The sequence below is a fragment of the Pseudomonas grandcourensis genome, assembly GCF_039909015.1.
Classification (GTDB): Bacteria; Pseudomonadota; Gammaproteobacteria; order Pseudomonadales; family Pseudomonadaceae; genus Aquipseudomonas; species Aquipseudomonas grandcourensis.
Genome location: NZ_CP150919.1, coordinates 1,335,032 through 1,354,461, shown reverse-complemented (window position 1 = coordinate 1,354,461; position 19,430 = coordinate 1,335,032). Strand labels below are relative to the sequence as shown.

The 19,430-nt window shown below is 58.4% G+C and carries 17 protein-coding genes; all 17 read right to left on the bottom strand.

Annotation, left to right across the window (positions count from 1 at the left end; translation table 11 throughout):
- Positions 1 to 49: 49 nt before the first annotated feature.
- Complete coding sequence (locus tag AABM52_RS05885) at positions 50 to 997, bottom strand: acetyl-CoA carboxylase carboxyltransferase subunit alpha (protein ID WP_150718431.1); 948 nt, start codon at positions 995 to 997, stop codon at positions 50 to 52.
- Between the two features lie 139 nt (positions 998 to 1,136).
- Complete coding sequence (gene dnaE / locus AABM52_RS05880) at positions 1,137 to 4,658, bottom strand: DNA polymerase III subunit alpha (RefSeq protein WP_347910901.1); 3,522 nt, start codon at positions 4,656 to 4,658, stop codon at positions 1,137 to 1,139.
- A gap of 77 nt (positions 4,659 to 4,735) precedes the next feature.
- Positions 4,736 to 5,362: a ribonuclease HII gene (rnhB, locus tag AABM52_RS05875; protein WP_347912588.1), complete on the bottom strand. Its 627-nt coding sequence runs from the start codon at positions 5,360 to 5,362 to the stop codon at positions 4,736 to 4,738.
- 11 nt (positions 5,363 to 5,373) lie between these two features.
- On the bottom strand, positions 5,374 to 6,504 hold the full coding sequence (gene lpxB, locus AABM52_RS05870; protein WP_347910900.1) for a lipid-A-disaccharide synthase: 1,131 nt from the start codon (positions 6,502 to 6,504) through the stop codon (positions 5,374 to 5,376).
- A gap of 2 nt (positions 6,505 to 6,506) precedes the next feature.
- Positions 6,507 to 7,283: an acyl-ACP--UDP-N-acetylglucosamine O-acyltransferase gene (lpxA, locus tag AABM52_RS05865; protein ID WP_204930157.1), complete on the bottom strand. Its 777-nt coding sequence runs from the start codon at positions 7,281 to 7,283 to the stop codon at positions 6,507 to 6,509.
- Positions 7,280 to 7,720, bottom strand: coding sequence for a 3-hydroxyacyl-ACP dehydratase FabZ (gene fabZ, locus AABM52_RS05860; protein WP_007978374.1), 441 nt, complete (start codon positions 7,718 to 7,720; stop codon positions 7,280 to 7,282). The genes lpxA and fabZ overlap by 4 nt, the downstream gene beginning before the upstream one ends.
- Positions 7,721 to 7,828: 108 nt before the next feature.
- Positions 7,829 to 8,884 (bottom strand): UDP-3-O-(3-hydroxymyristoyl)glucosamine N-acyltransferase, encoded by a 1,056-nt coding sequence (gene lpxD / locus AABM52_RS05855; protein WP_347910899.1) that lies wholly within the window; start codon positions 8,882 to 8,884, stop codon positions 7,829 to 7,831.
- 3 nt (positions 8,885 to 8,887) lie between these two features.
- The gene (locus AABM52_RS05850) at positions 8,888 to 9,391 is read right to left on the bottom strand and encodes an OmpH family outer membrane protein (RefSeq protein WP_007990260.1); all 504 of its coding nucleotides are present in this window, start codon (positions 9,389 to 9,391) and stop codon (positions 8,888 to 8,890) included.
- A gap of 45 nt (positions 9,392 to 9,436) precedes the next feature.
- Complete coding sequence (gene bamA / locus AABM52_RS05845; protein WP_347910898.1) at positions 9,437 to 11,827, bottom strand: outer membrane protein assembly factor BamA; 2,391 nt, start codon at positions 11,825 to 11,827, stop codon at positions 9,437 to 9,439.
- Positions 11,828 to 11,901: 74 nt separating this feature from the next.
- Positions 11,902 to 13,254, bottom strand: a complete 1,353-nt coding sequence (rseP, locus tag AABM52_RS05840; protein WP_347910897.1) for a sigma E protease regulator RseP — start codon at positions 13,252 to 13,254, stop codon at positions 11,902 to 11,904.
- A 53-nt stretch (positions 13,255 to 13,307) separates the two neighbouring features.
- Positions 13,308 to 14,498, bottom strand: coding sequence for a 1-deoxy-D-xylulose-5-phosphate reductoisomerase (ispC, locus tag AABM52_RS05835; RefSeq protein WP_347910896.1), 1,191 nt, complete (start codon positions 14,496 to 14,498; stop codon positions 13,308 to 13,310).
- Positions 14,495 to 15,301 (bottom strand): phosphatidate cytidylyltransferase, encoded by an 807-nt coding sequence (locus AABM52_RS05830; RefSeq protein WP_347910895.1) that lies wholly within the window; start codon positions 15,299 to 15,301, stop codon positions 14,495 to 14,497. The genes ispC and AABM52_RS05830 overlap by 4 nt, the downstream gene beginning before the upstream one ends.
- A complete protein-coding gene (uppS, locus tag AABM52_RS05825) occupies positions 15,301 to 16,056 on the bottom strand; it encodes a polyprenyl diphosphate synthase (RefSeq protein WP_046041127.1) in 756 nt (251 codons plus the stop codon). The genes AABM52_RS05830 and uppS overlap by 1 nt, the downstream gene beginning before the upstream one ends.
- A gap of 13 nt (positions 16,057 to 16,069) precedes the next feature.
- Positions 16,070 to 16,627, bottom strand: coding sequence for a ribosome recycling factor (frr, locus tag AABM52_RS05820; protein WP_347910894.1), 558 nt, complete (start codon positions 16,625 to 16,627; stop codon positions 16,070 to 16,072).
- Positions 16,624 to 17,367 carry a UMP kinase gene (pyrH, locus tag AABM52_RS05815; protein ID WP_003222124.1) on the bottom strand — a complete coding sequence of 248 codons (744 nt, stop codon included), beginning with the start codon at positions 17,365 to 17,367 and terminating at the stop codon, positions 16,624 to 16,626. Before pyrH ends, frr begins: the two co-directional genes overlap by 4 nt.
- A gap of 210 nt (positions 17,368 to 17,577) precedes the next feature.
- A complete protein-coding gene (gene tsf, locus AABM52_RS05810; RefSeq protein ID WP_347910893.1) occupies positions 17,578 to 18,441 on the bottom strand; it encodes a translation elongation factor Ts in 864 nt (287 codons plus the stop codon).
- Positions 18,442 to 18,630: 189 nt separating this feature from the next.
- Positions 18,631 to 19,368, bottom strand: a complete 738-nt coding sequence (gene rpsB / locus AABM52_RS05805) for a 30S ribosomal protein S2 (RefSeq protein WP_095189367.1) — start codon at positions 19,366 to 19,368, stop codon at positions 18,631 to 18,633.
- Between the last annotated feature and the right edge of the window lie 62 nt (positions 19,369 to 19,430).

Here is a 19,430-nt window from a genome sequence, read left to right as displayed (position 1 = left end):
ACCCTCATCGCGAGCAAGCTCGCTCCCACATGGGCACTGCGTGTTCGGCTTAGAGACCGTAGCTCATCAGTCGATCATAACGGCGCTTCAGCAGCGCGTCGTTATCGAACTTCTTCAGCATCGCCAGTTGCGAGCTCAGCTCGGCGCGGATCGATGCGGCTGCGGTGGCCGGGTCACGGTGCGCGCCACCCAGTGGCTCGCCAATCACCTTGTCCACGATGCCCAGGCCTTTGAGGCGCTCGGCGGTGATGCCCATCGCTTCTGCGGCATCCGGTGCTTTCTCGGCGGTTTTCCACAGGATCGAAGCGCAACCTTCTGGCGAGATCACCGCGTAGGTCGAGTATTGCAGCATGTTCAACTGATCGCAGACACCGATCGCCAGTGCACCACCGGAACCACCCTCACCGATCACGGTGGCGATGATTGGAGTTTTCAGGCGGGCCATGACACGCAGGTTCCAGGCAATCGCTTCGCTCTGGTTACGCTCTTCAGCGTCGATGCCAGGGTAAGCGCCCGGGGTGTCGATGAAGGTCAGGATCGGCATTTTGAAACGTTCGGCCATTTCCATCAGGCGGCAAGCCTTGCGGTAGCCTTCCGGACGCGGCATGCCGAAGTTGCGGCGAACCTTCTCGCGCACTTCACGGCCTTTCTGGTGACCGATGATCATCACCGGCTTGTCGTCCAGACGGGCAATACCGCCAACGATGGCAGCGTCGTCCGAGAAGTGGCGGTCACCGTGCAGTTCGTCGAACTCGGTGAAGATGTGTTCGATGTAGTCCAGGGTATACGGACGTTTCGGGTGACGCGCCAGACGTGCGATCTGCCAGCTGGTCAGCTTGCCGAAGATGTCTTCGGTCAGCGTTTTGCTCTTGTCCTGCAGGCGGGAGATCTCATCGCCGATATTCAGCGAATTGTCATTACCGACCAAGCGCAACTCTTCGATCTTGGCTTGCAGGTCGGCGATCGGCTGTTCGAAATCTAGAAAATTCGGGTTCATAGGCGTCCGTCTTGGGTCGAGTCCCAAGGGTTCTTGGGCCGGCCGGTTGTCTATTCGCGCCCTACCTTAAGGGACAGGCGCGTTGAGGTCGAGATTAAAAATTCAGGTCAAGGTCAGGGCAATCTGATAGCACTGACCGTCAACGGTATTGGAGGAAGACGTTGTCTCGCCCGAACTGGTCACGCAGGGCTTGAATCAACGCATCCGCCGGATCGATTCGCCAGCCTTCGCCGAACTGCAACAAGGCCTTCGCATCGGGGCTGGTGTAGTCCATGGTGATCGGGCACGCGCCGCGGTGACGTTTCAAAAGTTCACCCAGCCAGCGTAGCTGATCGCCCTTGAGGTCCTTGGCATGCAACCTCAGGCGCAGGCTCTCGGCCAGATTGGTGCGCGCATCCTCCATGCTCATCACCCGCTTGACCCGCAATTTCAGGCCACCGGAGAAGTCGTCATTGCTGACTTCGCCTTCGACCACCACCATCGCGTCGGTCTGCAACAGCGACTGCGCGGAATGGAACGCCTCGGAAAACAGCGAGGCCTCGATCCGTCCGGAGCGGTCGTCGAGGGTGATGAACCCCATCTTGTCGCCCTTTTTGTTCTTCATCACCCGCAAGGCGATGATCATCCCGGCAACAGTCTGGGTATCACGCGCCGGTTTCAGATCGATGATGCGCTGGCGGGCGAAACGACGGATTTCACCTTCGTATTCGTCGATCGGGTGCCCGGTCAGGTACAGGCCGAGGGTATCTTTCTCCCCTTTCAGGCGCTCCTTGAGGGTCAGCTCCTTGGCCTTGCGGTGATTGGCATAGACGTCGGCGTCTTCTTCGACAAACAGACCGCCAAACAGGTCGGAGTGACCACTGTCCTGGGTGCGCGCGGTCTGTTCGGCCGCCTTGATCGCTTCTTCCATGGCCGTCAGCAGCACCGCGCGATTGCGGTCGATGTTGGCCTGGTAGGCTTTCTGCTCGTCGTGGAAATACGGCCCGAGGCGATCCAGGGCACCGCTGCGGATCAAACCGTCGAGGGTGCGCTTGTTGATGCGTTTGAGGTCGACCCGTGCGCAGAAATCGAACAGATCCTTGAACGGACCGGCCAGACGCGCTTCGGTGATCGCCTCGACCGGCCCCTCACCCACGCCCTTGATGGCGCCCAGGCCGTAAATGATCCGGCCTTCGTCGTTCACCGTGAACTTGAATTCGGACGTGTTCACGTCCGGCGCGTCGAGACGCAGCTTCATGGTCCGCACTTCTTCGATCAAGGTCACGACCTTGTCGGTGTTGTGCATATCCGCCGAGAGTACCGCGGCCATGAACGGCGCCGGGTAGTGCGCCTTCAGCCATGCAGTCTGGTACGACACCAGGCCATAGGCGGCGGAGTGGGATTTGTTGAAGCCGTAACCGGCGAATTTTTCCACCAGGTCGAAAATGTTACCGGCGAGGTCCGCATCAATGTTGTTGGTGGCGCAACCTTCAATGAAACCACCGCGCTGCTTGGCCATTTCCTCGGGTTTTTTCTTACCCATGGCTCGACGCAGCATGTCCGCACCACCGAGGGTGTAACCGGCCATGACCTGGGCAATCTGCATCACCTGTTCCTGATACAGGATGATGCCGTAAGTCGGTGCCAGTACTGGTTTGAGGCCTTCGTACTGGTAGTCCGAGTGCGGATACGCCAGCTCGGCGCGACCGTGCTTACGGTTGATGAAGTCGTCCACCATGCCCGACTGCAGCGGACCCGGACGGAACAGGGCCACCAGTGCGATCAAGTCTTCCAGGCAGTCGGGCTTGAGCTTTTTGATCAGCTCCTTCATGCCCCGGGATTCAAGCTGGAACACCGCCGTGGTTTCGGCTTTTTGCAGCAGCGTGTAGGTCGGCTTGTCGTCCAGCGGGATGAACGCGATATCCAGTGGTGGCTCATTGACCTTGGCGCGGTCGCGGTTGATGGTTTTCAGCGCCCAGTCGATGATCGTCAGGGTCCGCAGACCGAGGAAGTCGAACTTCACAAGGCCAGCCGCCTCGACGTCATCCTTGTCGAACTGGGTTACCAGGCCGTCACCGGCCTCGTCGCAATAGATCGGTGAGAAGTCGGTCAGCTTGGTCGGCGCGATCACCACACCACCGGCGTGCTTACCGACGTTACGCACAATGCCTTCGAGCTTGCGGGCCATCTCCCAGATTTCCGCAGCCTCTTCATCGACCTTGATGAAGTCGCGCAGGATCTCTTCCTGCTCGTAGGCCTTTTCCAGGGTCATGCCGACTTCGAACGGAATCATCTTCGACAGACGATCCGCCAGGCCATAGGACTTGCCTTGCACCCGCGCCACGTCGCGGACCACAGCCTTCGCAGCCATGGAACCGAAGGTGATGATCTGGCTTACCGCGTTGCGGCCGTACTTCTCGGCTACGTAGTCGATAACCCGGTCACGACCGTCCATGCAGAAGTCGACGTCGAAGTCGGGCATGGATACCCGTTCCGGGTTAAGGAAGCGTTCGAACAGCAGGTCATATTCCAGCGGGTCGAGGTCGGTGATCTTCTGTACGTAGGCCACCAGCGATCCGGCACCCGATCCACGGCCAGGGCCCACTGGTACGCCGTTGCTCTTGGCCCACTGGATAAAGTCCATCACGATCAGGAAGTAACCGGGGAACCCCATCTGGATGATGATATCCAGCTCGAAATTCAGCCGGTCGACATAGACCTGACGCTTGGCCTCGTAGTCTTCGGTGGTGTCCTTGGGCAGCAGAACGCTAAGCCGCTCTTCCAGACCGTCGAAGGACACCTTGCGGAAGTACTCGTCGATGGTCATGCCATCGGGGATCGGGAAGTTGGGCAGGAAGTGCGTGCCCAGTTTCACTTCGATGTTGCAGCGCTTGGCGATCTCGACGGTGTTTTCCAGCGCTTCGGGAATGTCGCTGAACAGCTCGGCCATTTCCTCGGCGCTTTTGAGGTACTGCTGATCGCTGTAATTCTTCGAGCGCCGCGGATCGTCGAGGGCGCGGCCCTCACCGATGCAAACGCGGGTTTCGTGGGCGGCGAAGTCTTCCTGCTTGATGAAGCGCACATCGTTGGTCGCCACCAGCGGCGCACCGAGCTTCTCGGCCAGGGCTACGGCGCCGTGCAGTTGTTCTTCATCGTTGGGACGGTTGGTGCGCTGGATCTCCAGATAGAAACGATCCGGAAACACTTCCATCCATTCGCGGGCCAGGGTTTCGGCCTCGGCGGGGTTGCCGCTGAGCATGGCCTGGCCGATCTCGCCTTCTTTCGCGGCCGACAGCATGATCAAGCCCGAGTTGGCTTCAGCAACCCATTCACGTTCGATGATGACCGCGCCATTGCGCTGACCATCGATGAAACCGCGGGAAATCAGCTCGGTAAGGTTGCGATAGCCTTCGGCGTTCATCACCAGCAGGCTGATCCGGCTCAGCGGGTTGTCCGGATCCTTGTTCGACAGCCACAGGTCGGCACCGCAGATCGGCTTGATCCCGGCACCCATGGCATTTTTATAGAATTTGACCAGGGAACACATGTTGTTCTGGTCGGTGACCGCTACGGCAGGCATGTTCATGCCGACCAGGGTCTTGACCAGCGGTTTGATCCGCACCAGACCGTCGACCAGGGAGTATTCAGTGTGCAGGCGTAGGTGAACGAATGAAGCCGGCATAGTGATCCTGTCTGAGAACGTAAAGACAACAAGGCCCGGATTGTACCGGGCCTTGGCAAAAAAAATCAGCCTCGCGACTAACTCTCGATGAGACCTTCCCGCGCCTCATACGCCAGCCGCACCGGGGCAAACGAGCGCCGGTGAATCGGGGTCGGACCAAGACGGGCGAGCGCTTCCAGATGAACGGGTGTCGGATAGCCTTTGTGCCCACCAATGCCGTAACCCGGGTAGATCAATTCGAACGCGGCCATTTCCCGATCACGGCTGACCTTCGCCAGAATCGATGCGGCGGCGATGGCGGGGACCTTGCTATCGCCCTTGACCACGGCCTCGGAGCGCATCGGCAGTTTCGGGCAACGGTTGCCGTCGATCATTGCCAGCTTCGGCTGAACGTGCAGCCCGGCGACCGCGCGCTGCATGGCCAACATGGTGGCGTGCAGGATGTTCAGCTCGTCGATTTCTTCGACTTCGGCGCGAGCGATGCACCAGCTCAGGGCTTTTTCACAGATTTCGTCGAAGAGCTTTTCACGGCGGGCTTCGGTGAGTTTTTTCGAGTCGTTCAGGCCGAGGATCGGGCGGTTCGGATCGAGGATCACCGCTGCTGTCACCACCGCGCCACAGAGCGGGCCGCGACCCACTTCATCGACACCGGCAACCAACTCTTCGATTTCTGCGACCAAGGTGAAATCCAGCCCAATCTGCATATTCGTTTTACTCATTTTACTTGGCCGATCAGGTTCAGCACTGCGTCCGCAGCCTGGTTGGAGGCATCCAGACGCAGGGTCCGGTGAATCTCGTCAAAACCGCGGGTCTGCTCTTCCCCACCCTCGATCAGCGGCGACAAGGTCTGGGCCAGCGCTTCGACCGTGGCATCGTCCTGCAACAACTCGGGCACCAACAGACGCTGGGCCAACAGGTTCGGCAACGAAATGTAGGGGCTTTTCACCATGCGCTTGAGAATCCAGAACGTCAGCGGCGCCAGGCGATAGGCGACCACCATCGGTCGCTTGTACAGCAGCGCTTCAAGCGTTGCAGTGCCTGAGGCAATCAACACCGCATCGCACGCTGCCAGGGCCAGATGAGACTGGCCGTCGAGCAGGGTCAGCGGCAGATCGCGACCGGCCAACAGCTCTTCCAGCTGCGCGCGACGTTGTGCACTGGCGCACGGCATGACAAACCGCACCCCAGGGCGTAGCGCACGCAAGCGCTGGGCCGTATCGAGAAACAACGCGCCGAGCCGGCCAACTTCACCGCCACGGCTGCCGGGCATCAACGCCACCAGCGGCCCGTCGGGCAAACCGAGTTCGGCCCGTGCAGCAGCGCGATCGGCCTGGAGTGGAATGGCATCGGCCAGGGTATGGCCGACGAACCGCACCGGCACGCCTTTCTCTTCGTAGAATCTGGCTTCGAACGGAAACAGCGTGAGCATCAGGTCGCAGCCTTCGCGAATCTTCAGCACGCGTTTCTGCCGCCAGGCCCAGACCGACGGGCTGACGTAATGCACTGTCTTGATCCCGGCCTGGCGCAGCTTGAGTTCGATATTGAGGTTGAAGTCCGGCGCGTCGATACCGATGAACACGTCGAGTTTCGCGTCGATCAGGTCGGCGACCAGCTTCTTGCGCCGTGCAAGCAGCTCGCGCAACCGGCCCAGTACTTCCACCAGGCCCATGACGGACAGACGCTCCATCGGGAAATACGAGGTCAGGCCTTCAGCCTGCATCAATGGACCACCGACACCGATGAACTCGACCGCCGGGTGACGAACCTTGAGCGCGCGCATGAGGCCCGCACCCAGAATGTCACCGGAAGCTTCACCCGCTACCAGCGCAATACGCAGATTGGCCATGGTTAGCGAGTGATGCCGCGAGTCGAAGACTGGATGGAGTCACGGAACACCGCCACTTCAGGATACTGGGCCGACGGCTCGGCCAGTTCGGCGAGTGCCTGCTCCACGGTCAGGCCCTGGCGGTACACCACCTTGTAGGCACGACGCAGCGCGTGGATCGCATCTTCGCTGAAGCCCCGACGGCGCATGCCCTCGAAGTTCATGCTCCGGGCTTCGGCAGGGTTGCCGAACACGGTGACATACGCAGGAACATCCTTGCCGATTGCCGTACCCATGCCTGAAAAGCTGTGGGCGCCAATGTGGCAATACTGGTGAACCAGGGTAAAACCGGAGAGGATCGCCCAGTCTTCCACATGCACATGGCCCGCCAGTGCGGTGTTGTTCACCAGGATGCAGTGGTTGCCGATAACGCTGTCGTGGCCGATGTGGGCATAGGCCATGATCAGGTTGTGATCGCCCAAGGTTGTTTCCGAACGGTCCTGGATGGTGCCACGGTGAATCGTCACGCCTTCACGGATGACGTTGTGATCACCGATCACCAGGCGGGTTTCCTCGCCCTTGTACTTCAGGTCAGGTGTGTCTTCGCCCACCGAGGAAAACTGGTAGATGCGATTGTGCTTACCAATTCGGGTCGGGCCCTTGAGAATCACGTGTGGCCCGATGACTGTCCCCTCGCCGATTTCCACACCTGCGCCGACGATCGACCACGGGCCGACCTCGACGCCGTCAGCCAGAACGGCTGTCGGATCGATGATTGCACGAGGGTCAATCAAACTCATAGCTTGCGTTCCGCACAGATGATTTCAGCCGAGCAGACAGGCTTGCCATCGACCGAAGCCTGGCATTCGAATTTCCAGATCTGACGCTTGCAGCTGATGAACTTGGCTTCAAGGATCAACTGATCGCCCGGCAATACCGGTTGGCGGAAGCGCAGCTTGTCGGAACCGACGAAGTAATAGAGCGTGCCGTCGGCCGGTTTCACGTCGAGCATTTTGAAACCAAGGATCCCGGCAGCCTGAGCCATTGCCTCGATGATCAATACGCCCGGCATGATTGGATGCGCAGGGAAGTGACCATTGAAGAACGGTTCGTTGATGCTGACATTCTTGTAGGCGCGAATGCGCTTGCCTTCAACATCCAGCTCCACTACCCGGTCCACCAGCAGGAACGGGTAACGGTGAGGCAGGTATTCGCGAATCTCGTTGATGTCCATCATTTCGGGGGGAAGCCTATGTAAAGATTGGGGGCGCGCGACTGGCGCACGCTCCACTAGCAAATCAGGGACGCAGTCTAGCGACTGCGCGCACTTGATATGGAAATGGTATCAGCCATCTGATGAAGCATTACCGTCAGGGGTCACTTCCCCCACCTGCTTTTCCAGCTGTCGCAGACGTCGCGCGATGTCATCGAGCTGACGAATACGTGCCGCGCTTTTGCGCCATTCGGCTGCCGGCTGCATGGCCGTACCGGAAGAATAGGCGCCTGGCTCGGTAATCGAGTGGGTCACCATGGTCATCCCGGTAATGAAAACGTTGTCACAAATATCGATGTGTCCCACCAGGCCTACGCCACCGGCGAGCATGCAATGCTTGCCGATTTTGGTGCTGCCGGAGATTCCGACGCACGCCGCCATGGCGGTGTGATCGCCCACCTGAACGTTGTGGGCAATCTGAATCTGGTTATCGAGCTTCACGCCGTTACCGATGATGGTATCGGCCAACGCACCGCGATCAATAGCCGTGTTCACGCCGATTTCAACATCATCGCCGATCAGCACACCACCGATCTGGGCGATTTTCTGCCAGATACCTTTTTCATTGGCAAAGCCGAAGCCTTCACCGCCGAGCACCGCTCCGGACTGAATGACGACCCGCTTGCCGACGCGAACGTCGTGATACAGGGTCACCCGCGGCGCGAGCCAGCCTCCCTCGCCCACCACGCTGCGAGCGCCAATGAAGCAATGCGCGCCGACAGTCGTACCGGCTGCCACCTGCGCACCGCTTTCGATCACCACAAAAGCGCCGATACTCGCCGCCGGGTCGACAACCGCATCCGCCGCGATCACCGCCGTCGGATGAATCCCGGCTGCGGCCTTCGGCTTGGGGTCGAACAGGTGAGAAACACGTGCGTAGGCTGCGTACGGATCCGGTACCACCAGCACATCCCCGCAATGACCTTCGGCGTCAACAGCCTTGAGCAACAGGGCTGCAGCCTGACTCCCTGCCAGGTACTTACGGTATTGGGGGTTTGCAAGAAAGCTCAACTGAGCTGGGCCAGCCTCCTGCAAGGTGGCTAGCCCAGTAATTGCTTTCTCGGGGTCGCCACGTAGCGTGGCGCCGAGGAACTCGGCCAACTGGCCGAGCTTAATGGTCACGGTCATGGATTACTTCAGCTGATTCATGCGCTCGATAACCTGGCGAGTGATGTCGTACTGAGGCTTGACATCAATCACTGCGCCACGCTCGAAGACCAGGTCAAAAGCACCTTTCTTGATGACTTCTTCCACAGCGCTGTCCAGTTTCGGCTTGAGCTGCTTCAGCATTTCACGGTCGGCAACAGCTTTGGCTTCGTTCAGTTCCTTGGACTGGAACTGGAAGTCACGGGCCTTTTGCTTGAATTCAAGCTCCAGGCGCTCGCGTTCGCCCTGCTGCATTTTGTCGCCACCGGCCATCAGACGATCCTGAATGCCCTTGGCGCTGCTTTCCAGCGTCTTGAGCTTGGTCAACTGAGGACCGAACTTCTTCTCGGCATCCACGGCGTATTTCTTGGCCGCGTCAGACTCCAGCAGAGCCATCTGATAGTTCAGAACAGCAATTTTCATGTCGGCAAACGCCGGACCAGCGACCAGTACGCTGGCCAGGAGAACCAATTGAGTCAACTTACGCACGATGCACTCCTACAAAATTCATTGTCGTTATTTTGGGACAGACGCTTAGAACGTCTGGCCAAGAGAGAATTGGAACACCTGGGTTTCAGCGTTATCCGGTTCTTTTACTGGCATGGCCAACGCAAAGCTCAGAGGACCCAGCGCGGTGACCCATGTCACACCTACGCCGACGGAACTGGCCAGGTTGCTCAGACTGACATCGTTACACTGCGTATTGGACTTCGAAGTTGGGTCAGTGTTGGAAAACTGAGTGCACTTGGAGTCGAACACGTTACCCACGTCCCAGAATACCGAAGTCCGCAGGGAGCGCTGATCCTTGACGAATGGCAGCGGGAACAGAATCTCGGCACCACCTTGAATCAGGACGTTACCACCGAACGGCAGTGGATCCTGATCCGGGTCAGCAAGGGTACCCGGGTTGCCAGTCTTGAGTGCGCCACGGCTCGGAGTACTACGCGGCCCCAATGTACTGTCCTTGAAGCCACGAACCGAGTTGAAACCACCAGCATAGTAGTTTTCATAGAATGGCAAGCCATCGGTCGAACCGTAACCGTCGCCATAACCCAATTCGGTGTGCAGGCGCATGGTGTAGTTTTCGCTCAGTGGCTGGAACAACTGGCCACGGTAATCGAGCTTGAAGAACGACAGGTCGCTCCCCGGTACGGTGACTTCCGCCGTCAAGCTTTGAGAATGACCACGGGTCGCCAATACGCCCTTGTTCAGGGTGGATTCGGACCAGCCGGCCGAAGCCTTGAAGTTCAGGTACTGATCGCCTTCACGGTTAACGAAGTCGAAAATTTCGTCGACGGTGTATTGACCGGTCTTGATCTTGTCCTCTTGCGCAGTCAGGCCGAAGGTCAGACGCGAAGTCTCGCTGATCGGGTAGCCGACGCTCACGCCTGCACCCAGACTGTCCACGGCATAGCTCGCTACATCGACGTCGAGGTCGTTGTAGTCTGTGGTGCGGTAGAAGGCGTTGTAACCCAGGCTCACGCCATCAGCTGTCCAGTAGGGGTCGACAAAGCCAAAGTTGTAGCGCGTCTGGTATTGGCTCTTGGTCAAGCCGACGCTGACCTTGTTACCGGTACCCAGGAAGTTGTTCTGGGTGATCGAACCACCGAGGATCAGACCGGCGCTCTGGGCGAAACCGACGCTGGCGGTAATCGAACCGGAGGCTTGCTCTTCAACACTGTAGTTGACGTCCACCTGGTCATCGACACCCGGCACGGCCGGGGTCTCGACGTTGACTTCCTTGAAGAAGCCCAGTCGCTCCAGACGGGTCTTGGATTGGTCGATCAGGTAGGTCGAAGCCCAACCACCTTCCATCTGACGCATTTCACGACGCAGCACTTCGTCTTCGGACTTGGTGTTGCCACGGAAGTTGATGCGGTTCACGTAGGCACGCTTGCCCGGATCGACCGCGAACAGGATATCTACGGTGTGATCTTCATCGTGCGGTTGAGGCACGCCGTTGACGTTGGCGAAGGTGTAACCCTCGTTACCCAGGCGACGAGTGATCAATTCGGAGGTGGTGGTCATCAGCTTGCGCGAGAACACCTGGCCTTTTTGCACCAGCAGCAGGGACTTGACCTGGTCTTCAGGGACTTTCAGGTCACCGCTGAGCTTGACGTCACGAACGGTGTACTTCTCGCCTTCGTTGACGTTGACGGTGATGTACACGTGCTTCTTGTCTGGCGTAATGGAGACCTGGGTCGAAGCGATATCCATGTTGATATAGCCACGGTCCAGGTAATAGGAACGCAGACGCTCCAGGTCACCGGACAGCTTTTCACGAGCGTACTTGTCGTCGTTCTTGAAGAACGACAACCAGTTGGTGGTCTTGAGTTCGAACAGGTCGATCAGGTCTTCATCAGGGAAGACCGTGTTGCCCACCACGTTGATGTGCTGGATAGCCGCAACGGTGCCTTCGTTGATGTTGACCTTCAGGCCTACGCGGTTACGCGGCTGTGGAACCACTTCGGTGTCGACGGTAGCCGAGTAGCGACCCTGGGCCACGTACTGGCGTTGCAGCTCGTTACGCACACCTTCAAGGGTAGCGCGCTGGAAGATCTCGCCTTCGGCCAGACCGGATTGCTTGAGGCCTTTCATCAGGTCTTCGGTAGAGATCGCCTTGTTGCCTTCGATCTCGATACTGGCGACCGACGGGCGCTCAACTACCGTGATGACCAGGACGTTGCCATCGCGGCCCAGCTGGATATCTTGAAAGAAACCGGTTTTGAACAACGCACGAGTGGATTCCACCAGGCGACGATCGTCCGCCTGTTCACCGACGTTCAACGGCAAAGCACCAAAGACGCTACCCGCGGAGACCCGCTGGAGGCCATTGACGCGAATATCAGAGATAGTGAAGGACTCGGCGTGAACTTCGGCGATCATCAATACGGTGAGAACCGCAGTTAGCAGCAGACGTTTCATGAAGTCCTTTCTTATTCCAACTGGCAATAAACAAACTGCCGCAAAATGCGGCAGATTCGCAATTCAGCGAAGCGTTACAGTCGACCCAGATCATTGACCAGAGCAAGTAACATCACCCCGACCACCAAACTGATACCGATCTGTATCCCCCAACCTTGCACCCGATCTGACAAGGGACGACCACGCGCCCACTCGATCAGATAAAACAACAAATGCCCCCCATCCAGTACCGGAATGGGCAACAAATTCAGAACGCCCAAGCTAATACTCAGATAAGCAAGGAAATTCAGGAAATCAGCAACACCCGACTGGGCCGAAGCGCCCGCCACTTTAGCAATGGTTATCGGTCCACTCAAGTTTTTTACCGAGAGCTCGCCGAACAACATTTTCTTCAGTGAATCGAGGGTCAGCACACTCATGGTCCAGGTGCGTCGTGCCCCCTCGCCAATTGCTGCCAATGGCCCGTAACTGACCTCGCGGATCATCTCCGGCGGCCAGTCGATCGCCTTCACCCCAGCCCCCAAGTAACCGTTGGGTGATTTGCTATCGCCGCGAGCGGCTAGCGTCACGGGGACGTCGATTTGAGCACCGTCGCGCTCAACCCGCAGCATGATTTTGGTATCAGGATGCATACGGACGGTATCAACTACCTGCTGCCAGTCATCCAGCGTACGACCATCAAGCGCCAGCAACCGGTCGCCGGTCTTCAGGCCGGCAGCCTGAGCAGGCCCCTTTGGATCGAGTTCGGCCAGGACAGGCGGCAATGCCGGACGCCACGGACGAATCCCCAACGAACGGATTGGGTCAGGCTCGTCAGCCCCTTTGAGCCATTTGTCCAGCGCAAGTTCACGAGGAATATCGGTCGTGGAACCTTGTTCGCGCACCATTATCTGCAACGAACCGCTTTCGCCCAGGCGACGCACCAGCTGCAGGTTCACCGCCGCCCAACCGGAAATCGCCTCGCCATCAATGGCCACGATTTCCTGGCCGGGGCTCAAACCTGCCTTGGCCGCGATACTGCCAGACTCGACAGCGCCGATGACCGGACGTACCTGCTCGCTGCCGAGCATCGCCAATACCCAGAAGAACGCGAATGCCAGCAGGAAGTTGGCAATCGGCCCCGCCGCTACGATGGCAACGCGCTGACGAACGGATTTACGATTGAAGGCTTGATCGAGCTGATCGAGCGGTACTTCACCTTCGCGCTCGTCGAGCATTTTGACGTAGCCGCCCAACGGGATGGCGGCGACGACAAATTCGGTGCCCTGCTTGTCGTGCCAGCGCAGCAAGGGCATGCCGAAGCCTACGGAGAAGCGCAGCACTTTGACCCCACAGCGACGCGCGACCCAAAAATGGCCGAACTCGTGGAAGGTAACCAGCACACCCAGTGCGACCAGGGTGCCGACAATCATATAGAGCGCGCTCATCTACTTTCTCCGCAATCCTATCCGCTGCTGCCTGGGCCAACTATCCGCAGCACTTACCGCCCGTGACGACTCAACCATTGTCCGGCCAGCAATCGCGCTTTCGCGTCTGCCGTGAACACTGCATCGAGATCATCCACGGCCACTACGGGCTCCAGATTCAGTACTTCCTCGATGATACTCGCGATTTCCGGGTAACGAACCCGTTCGTCGAGAAATGCCGCCACCGCCACTTCGTTCGCCGCATTGAGCATGGCGGGCGCGCTGTTACCCGCTTCGGCAGCCTGACGGGCCAGACGCAGGCAAGGGAAACGCTCTTCATCGGGCGCCTGGAAGTCCAGCCGCGCAATGGCAAACAGATCCAGCGGCGCCACACCCGAATCGATCCGCTCAGGCCACGCCAGGGCATTGGCGATGGGCGTGCGCATGTCCGGATTACCCAGCTGCGCCAGGACAGAACCATCGACGTAGTCGACCAGCGAATGGATCACACTTTGTGGGTGAATCACCACCTCGACCTGCGAAGGCCTGGCATCGAACAGCCAGCAGGCTTCGATCAACTCAAGGCCCTTGTTCATCATGCTGGCCGAGTCAACGGAGATTTTTCGCCCCATGGACCAGTTCGGGTGAGCACACGCCTGATCGGGAGAAACATGCGCCAGTTCGGCCATTGGCGTCTGCCGGAACGGACCGCCGGAAGCCGTCAGCAAAATCCGGCGTACGCCGACCGCCTCAAGGCCACGGGCATAATCCAGCGGCATGCACTGGAAAATGGCGTTGTGCTCGCTATCGATCGGCAACAACACCGAACCGCTCTTGCGCACGGCCTGCATGAACAGCGCGCCGGACATGACCAGCGCTTCTTTATTGGCCAGGAGGATCTTCTTGCCCGCCTCGACCGCCGCCAGTGTCGGACGCAATCCTGCTGCACCGACGATGGCCGCCATGACCGCATCGACTTCCGGATCGGAAGCGACCTGACACAAACCGTCCTCCCCCACCAGAACACGGGTCGAAAGACCTGCCGCGCGCAAATCATCCTGCAGGGTGCGGGCAGCTGCGACTTCAGGCACCACGGCAAATCGCGGCACATGGCGCACGCAGAGCGCCAGCAACTCACTCAGACGGGTGAAGCCACTCAAGGCAAAGACCTGATATCGATCGGGGTGACGAGCAATGACGTCGAGCGTACTCAGGCCAATCGAGCCGGTCGCACCCAGAACGGTAATCTGTTGCGGGCGGCTCATGGGGCCGCCATCCACAGCAGCACCGCAAACACCGGAATCGCTGCCGTCAGGCTGTCGATACGATCCAGCACGCCGCCGTGACCTGGAAGCAGATTGCTGCTGTCCTTGATCCCGGATTGACGCTTGAACATGCTTTCAGTCAGATCTCCCACCACCGAAACGAACACGATCAGCGCGGCACCGATCAACCCTTTGAACAATTCGGCCACCGTCCAGTCGCGTATCAGAGCAACGATTGTGGTAATCACCAGACTCAGCGCCAGACCACCGTACACGCCTTCCCAGCTTTTGCCTGGACTGACCTGCGGTGCGAGCTTGCGCTTGCCGAAAGCACGACCGGAGAAGTAGGCGCCAATATCGGCACCCCAGACCAGCACCATCACCGCCATGATCAGCCAGTTACCCAACGGGTATTGCTTGATCTGCACCAGGCCTTGCCAGGCCGGCAAGAGAATCAACAGACCGATAACCAGCTTGGTCGCCGCAGTGGACCAATGCTCGCTCGAACGCGGATAGGTCAGCACCAGATACGTCGCCACAGCCCACCACAGCACTGAAGCGCCCAATACCCAAGGCGCGAGACCGGGCAGGATGTACATGAGGAACAGCGCCAAAGCGACCACTGCAGCATAGCCGACGCGGAACGCTTGACCGGCGAAACCCGCCAGGCGCGCCCATTCCCAGGCACCAAGGGTCACGACCAGCCCAATGAACAGTGCAAAACCGGAACCTTCAAGCAGGAAAAACCCGCACAGGGCAATCGGTAGCAGGATCAGTGCGGTGATGATTCGTTGTTTAAGCATTAAACCCGGGCTCCAGCCTCGACCTGCTCGCTCGTTTTACCGAAGCGGCGCTGGCGGGAAGCGTAATCGGCCAGCGCATTGCGCATGGCATCGTGTTTGAAGTCCGGCCAGAACAGGTCGGAGAAATACAGCTCGGCATAGGCCAGCTGCCAGAGCAGAAAATTGCTGATGCGGTGCTCGCCACCGGTGCGGATACACAGGTCCGGCAGCGGCAGGTCGCCCGTGGCCAGGCAGGTCTGCAGCAGATCAGGCGTGATGTCTTCCGGACGCAGGTGTCCGGCCTGGACCTCTCGTGCCAGTCGTTGCGCAGCTTGCGCGATATCCCACTGACCGCCGTAATTGGCGGCGATTTGCAGGACAAATCGATTGGCACCAGCCGTCATGGCCTCGGCTTCACGCATGGCTGCCTGCAACTCGGGATGAAAGCGCGAGCGATCGCCAATGATACGCAAGCTGATGTTGTTGTCGTTGAGGCGCTTGGCCTCACGACGCAGCGCCTTGAAGAACAGATCCATCAAAGCACTGACCTCATCGGCCGGACGCTGCCAGTTCTCGCTGGAAAAGGCGAACAGGGTCAGTACTTCGACCTTGGCCTCGGCACAAACCTCAATGACGGCACGTACCGCATCCACGCCCGCTTTATGCCCGGCGACACCCGGCATAAAGCGTTTTTTCGCCCAGCGATTGTTACCATCCATGATGATCGCGACATGGCGCGGCACCGCGGACGGTGCAGACTGCTTGGTCTTTTCCATGAAAACGCGACCCTTATACGGCCATCAGGTCTTTTTCTTTCTCTGCCAGCTTCGCGTCGATTTCAGCCACGAACTTCTTGGTCAGATCGTCGATCTCGCCAGTGGCGCGACGCTCTTCGTCTTCGCTGATTTCCTTTTCCTTGACCAGATCCTTCAGCGAGCTGTTGGCATCACGACGGATGTTACGCACCGCTACACGGGCGTCCTCAGCAACGTCGCGAGCCTGCTTGGTGAAACCACGACGGGTTTCTTCAGTTAGCGCCGGCATGCTGATCAGCAGCAACTCGCCAAGGTTGGTCGGGTTCAGGTTCAGACCTGCGCTACCGATTGCCTTGTCGACAGCACCGAGCATGTTGCGCTCAAACGCTACGACTTGCAGGGTACGGGCGTCCTTGACGGTGATGTTGGCCACTTGCTTGATCGGGGTGTCGGAGCCGTAGTACGGCACCATCACGCCTTCCAGGATGCTTGGGTGCGCCTGGCCGGTACGAATTCGACCGAAGTTGTGGGACAGGGACTCCACGGACTTCTGCATGCGCTCTTTAGCGTCTTTCTTGATTTCGTTGATCATTGTTGGCCTTCCTCGATCAGGGTTCCTTCAGCGCCGCCATGTACGATGTTCAGCAGGGCGCCGGGCTTGTTCATGTTAAATACGCGTAGTGGCATCTTGTGGTCACGGCACAGGCAAATGGCCGTCAGATCCATCACACCCAGCTTGCGATCCAGCACTTCATCGTAGGTCAGATGATCGAACTTCTCGGCATGCGGGTCTTTGAACGGGTCAGCGGTGTAGACACCATCGACCTTGGTCGCCTTGAGCACGACATCGGCATCGATTTCGATTGCACGCAGGCAGGCCGCCGAATCCGTCGTAAAGAACGGGTTGCCGGTACCGGCCGCGAAAATCACCACGTCCTTGGAGTTCAGGTGACGCATGGCCTTGCGACGATCGTAGTGATCGGTCACGCCAACCATGGAAATAGCGGACATCACGATGGCCGAGATGTTGGCGCGCTCGAGGGCGTCACGCATGGCCAGGGCGTTCATCACAGTGGCCAGCATGCCCATGTGGTCGCCTGTGACCCGATCCATGCCAGCCTTGCTCAGCGCTTCACCGCGGAACAGGTTGCCACCACCGATAACCAGACCGACCTGAACACCGATGCCGACCAGTTGGCCAACTTCCAATGCCATGCGATCCAGAACTTTCGGATCGATCCCGAACTCTTCCGAGCCCATCAGGGCCTCGCCGCTAAGCTTGAGTAGAATGCGTTTATAGCGAGCCTGATAACCACTGCCCTGCTGAGCCATTGCGAATCTCTCCTGCGGCGTATTTTAAAAATTCTTTGCGAGCTGTTTACAGCTGGCGCTCACTCTAGCTTGGCGCTGCTTCAGCGCCATCGGAACATGGCTTTGTAAGCCAGTTCCAAGGGGAAACCAAATAAAAATTGATACCCCATCTGAAAAGAGGCTGCGCGCGTGAGCGGGCAGCCTCTTCTGGGCGACAGTTAAAAAACCGTCTTATTGCTTGGCGGCAGCCAGCTGGGCAGCAACTTCTTCTGCGAAGTTGTCCACTGGCTTCTCGATGCCTTCGCCTACCTTGAAGTAAGTGAAGGAAACGATTTCAGCGCCGGCTTTCTTGGCCAAGGCACCTACGGTGATTTCCGGGTTCATGACGAAAGCTTGCTCGACCAGGCTGGCTTCAGCCAGGAACTTGGTGATGCGGCCGGCGATCATCTTCTCGACGATTTCAGCTGGCTTGCCTTTCATCTTGTCTTCGTTCAGGGTCAGGAAAACACCCTTCTCGCGCTCGATGGCTTCTGGCGAAACCTGCGATGGCAGCAGGAACTCAGGGTTGCTTGCCGCCACGTGCATGGCGATCTCTTTGGCCAGCTGAACATCGCCGCCCTTGAGAACAACAGCAACACCGATCTTGTTACCGTGCAGGTAGGTGCCGACAACGTCGCCCTCTACGCGTACCAGGCGACGAATGTTGACGTTCTCGCCTACTTTGGCAACCAGTGCTTCACGAGCCGATTCCTGAGCGGCGATCAGCGGAGCTGCGTCGGTCAGTTTTTCGTCGAAGGCTTTTTCTACGCTGGCAGCAACGAAGTTCTTGAAGTCGTCTTGCAGGGCCAGGAAGTCGGTCTGCGAGTTGACTTCCAGCAGCACTGCTACCTTGTCGTCAGCCTTGATGGCGATAGCGCCTTCAGCGGCAACGTTGCCGGCTTTCTTGGCGGCCTTGATGGCGCCCGAAGCACGCATGTCATCAATGGCTTTCTCGATGTCGCCGCCAGCCATGGTCAAGGCCTTTTTGCAGTCCATCATGCCTTCGCCAGTACGCTCGCGCAGTTCTTTGACCAACGCTGCAGTAATCTCTGCCATTTCAAAATCCTCTTGGATAGGTTTTCAACCATTCCACCCGATCGAACGGGCGATCAATTCTTCCCCAACCACCCTTGTTAGCTGCCGCACGTTACAGATAGAGCGGTGGGCGCCGACAAATGGTTTTCGAGGTGGCAAAAAGGGGGCCAAGCCCCCTTTTTGCTTACTGAGTCAACGCCAGGGCGTCAATTACTCAGCTGCAGCCTGAGTTTCTTCAGCTGCGAACTCTACGGTGCCGCCGCCAACGTTGTTGCGACCACGGATTACAGCGTCAGCCATCGAACCCATGTACAGCTGGATAGCGCGGATTGCGTCATCGTTGCCTGGGATGATGTAGTCAACGCCTTCCGGGCTGCTGTTGGTATCGACTACGCCGATAACCGGGATGCCCAGCTTGTTGGCTTCGGTGATCGCGATGCGCTCGTGATCAACGTCGATAACGAACAGAGCGTCAGGCAGACCGCCCATGTCCTTGATACCACCCAGGGAACGATCCAGCTTTTCCAGGTCACGAGTGCGCATCAGCGCTTCTTTCTTGGTCAGCTTGGCGAAAGTACCGTCTTCGGCTTGAACTTCAAGGTCACGCAGACGCTTGATGGAAGCACGGATGGTTTTGAAGTTGGTCAGCATGCCGCCCAACCAGCGGTGATCGACGTACGGCGAACCGCAACGTGCTGCTTCTTCAGCAACGATCTTGCCAGCGGAACGCTTGGTGCCGACGAACAGAATCTTGTTTTTGCCCTGGGCCAGACGCTCTACGAAAGTCAGAGCTTCGTTGAACATAGGCAGGGTTTTTTCAAGGTTGATGATGTGGATCTTGTTACGCGCGCCGAAAATGTACTTGCCCATTTTCGGGTTCCAGTAACGGGTCTGGTGACCGAAGTGCACACCGGCCTTCAGCATATCGCGCATGTTGACTTGGGACATGATAGTTCCTTAATAAGTCGGGTTTGGCCTCCACGTATCCCAATGACCAACCAGCAGCATCA

Coding starts and splice junctions, on each gene's coding strand:
- AABM52_RS05885 (WP_150718431.1), bottom strand. CDS start 997: ATGAACCCGAATTTTCTAGATTTCGAACAGCCGATCGCCGACCTGCAA.
- dnaE (WP_347910901.1), bottom strand. CDS start 4,658: ATGCCGGCTTCATTCGTTCACCTACGCCTGCACACTGAATACTCCCTG.
- frr (WP_347910894.1), bottom strand. CDS start 16,627: ATGATCAACGAAATCAAGAAAGACGCTAAAGAGCGCATGCAGAAGTCC.
- tsf (WP_347910893.1), bottom strand. CDS start 18,441: ATGGCAGAGATTACTGCAGCGTTGGTCAAAGAACTGCGCGAGCGTACT.
- pyrH (WP_003222124.1), bottom strand. CDS start 17,367: ATGGCTCAGCAGGGCAGTGGTTATCAGGCTCGCTATAAACGCATTCTA.
- ispC (WP_347910896.1), bottom strand. CDS start 14,498: ATGAGCCGCCCGCAACAGATTACCGTTCTGGGTGCGACCGGCTCGATT.
- rpsB (WP_095189367.1), bottom strand. CDS start 19,368: ATGTCCCAAGTCAACATGCGCGATATGCTGAAGGCCGGTGTGCACTTC.
- lpxA (WP_204930157.1), bottom strand. CDS start 7,283: ATGAGTTTGATTGACCCTCGTGCAATCATCGATCCGACAGCCGTTCTG.
- rseP (WP_347910897.1), bottom strand. CDS start 13,254: ATGAGCGCGCTCTATATGATTGTCGGCACCCTGGTCGCACTGGGTGTG.
- rnhB (WP_347912588.1), bottom strand. CDS start 5,362: ATGCAGATTGGGCTGGATTTCACCTTGGTCGCAGAAATCGAAGAGTTG.
- lpxB (WP_347910900.1), bottom strand. CDS start 6,504: ATGGCCAATCTGCGTATTGCGCTGGTAGCGGGTGAAGCTTCCGGTGAC.
- bamA (WP_347910898.1), bottom strand. CDS start 11,827: ATGAAACGTCTGCTGCTAACTGCGGTTCTCACCGTATTGATGATCGCC.
- uppS (WP_046041127.1), bottom strand. CDS start 16,056: ATGGAAAAGACCAAGCAGTCTGCACCGTCCGCGGTGCCGCGCCATGTC.
- lpxD (WP_347910899.1), bottom strand. CDS start 8,884: ATGACCGTGACCATTAAGCTCGGCCAGTTGGCCGAGTTCCTCGGCGCC.
- AABM52_RS05830 (WP_347910895.1), bottom strand. CDS start 15,301: ATGCTTAAACAACGAATCATCACCGCACTGATCCTGCTACCGATTGCC.
- fabZ (WP_007978374.1), bottom strand. CDS start 7,720: ATGATGGACATCAACGAGATTCGCGAATACCTGCCTCACCGTTACCCG.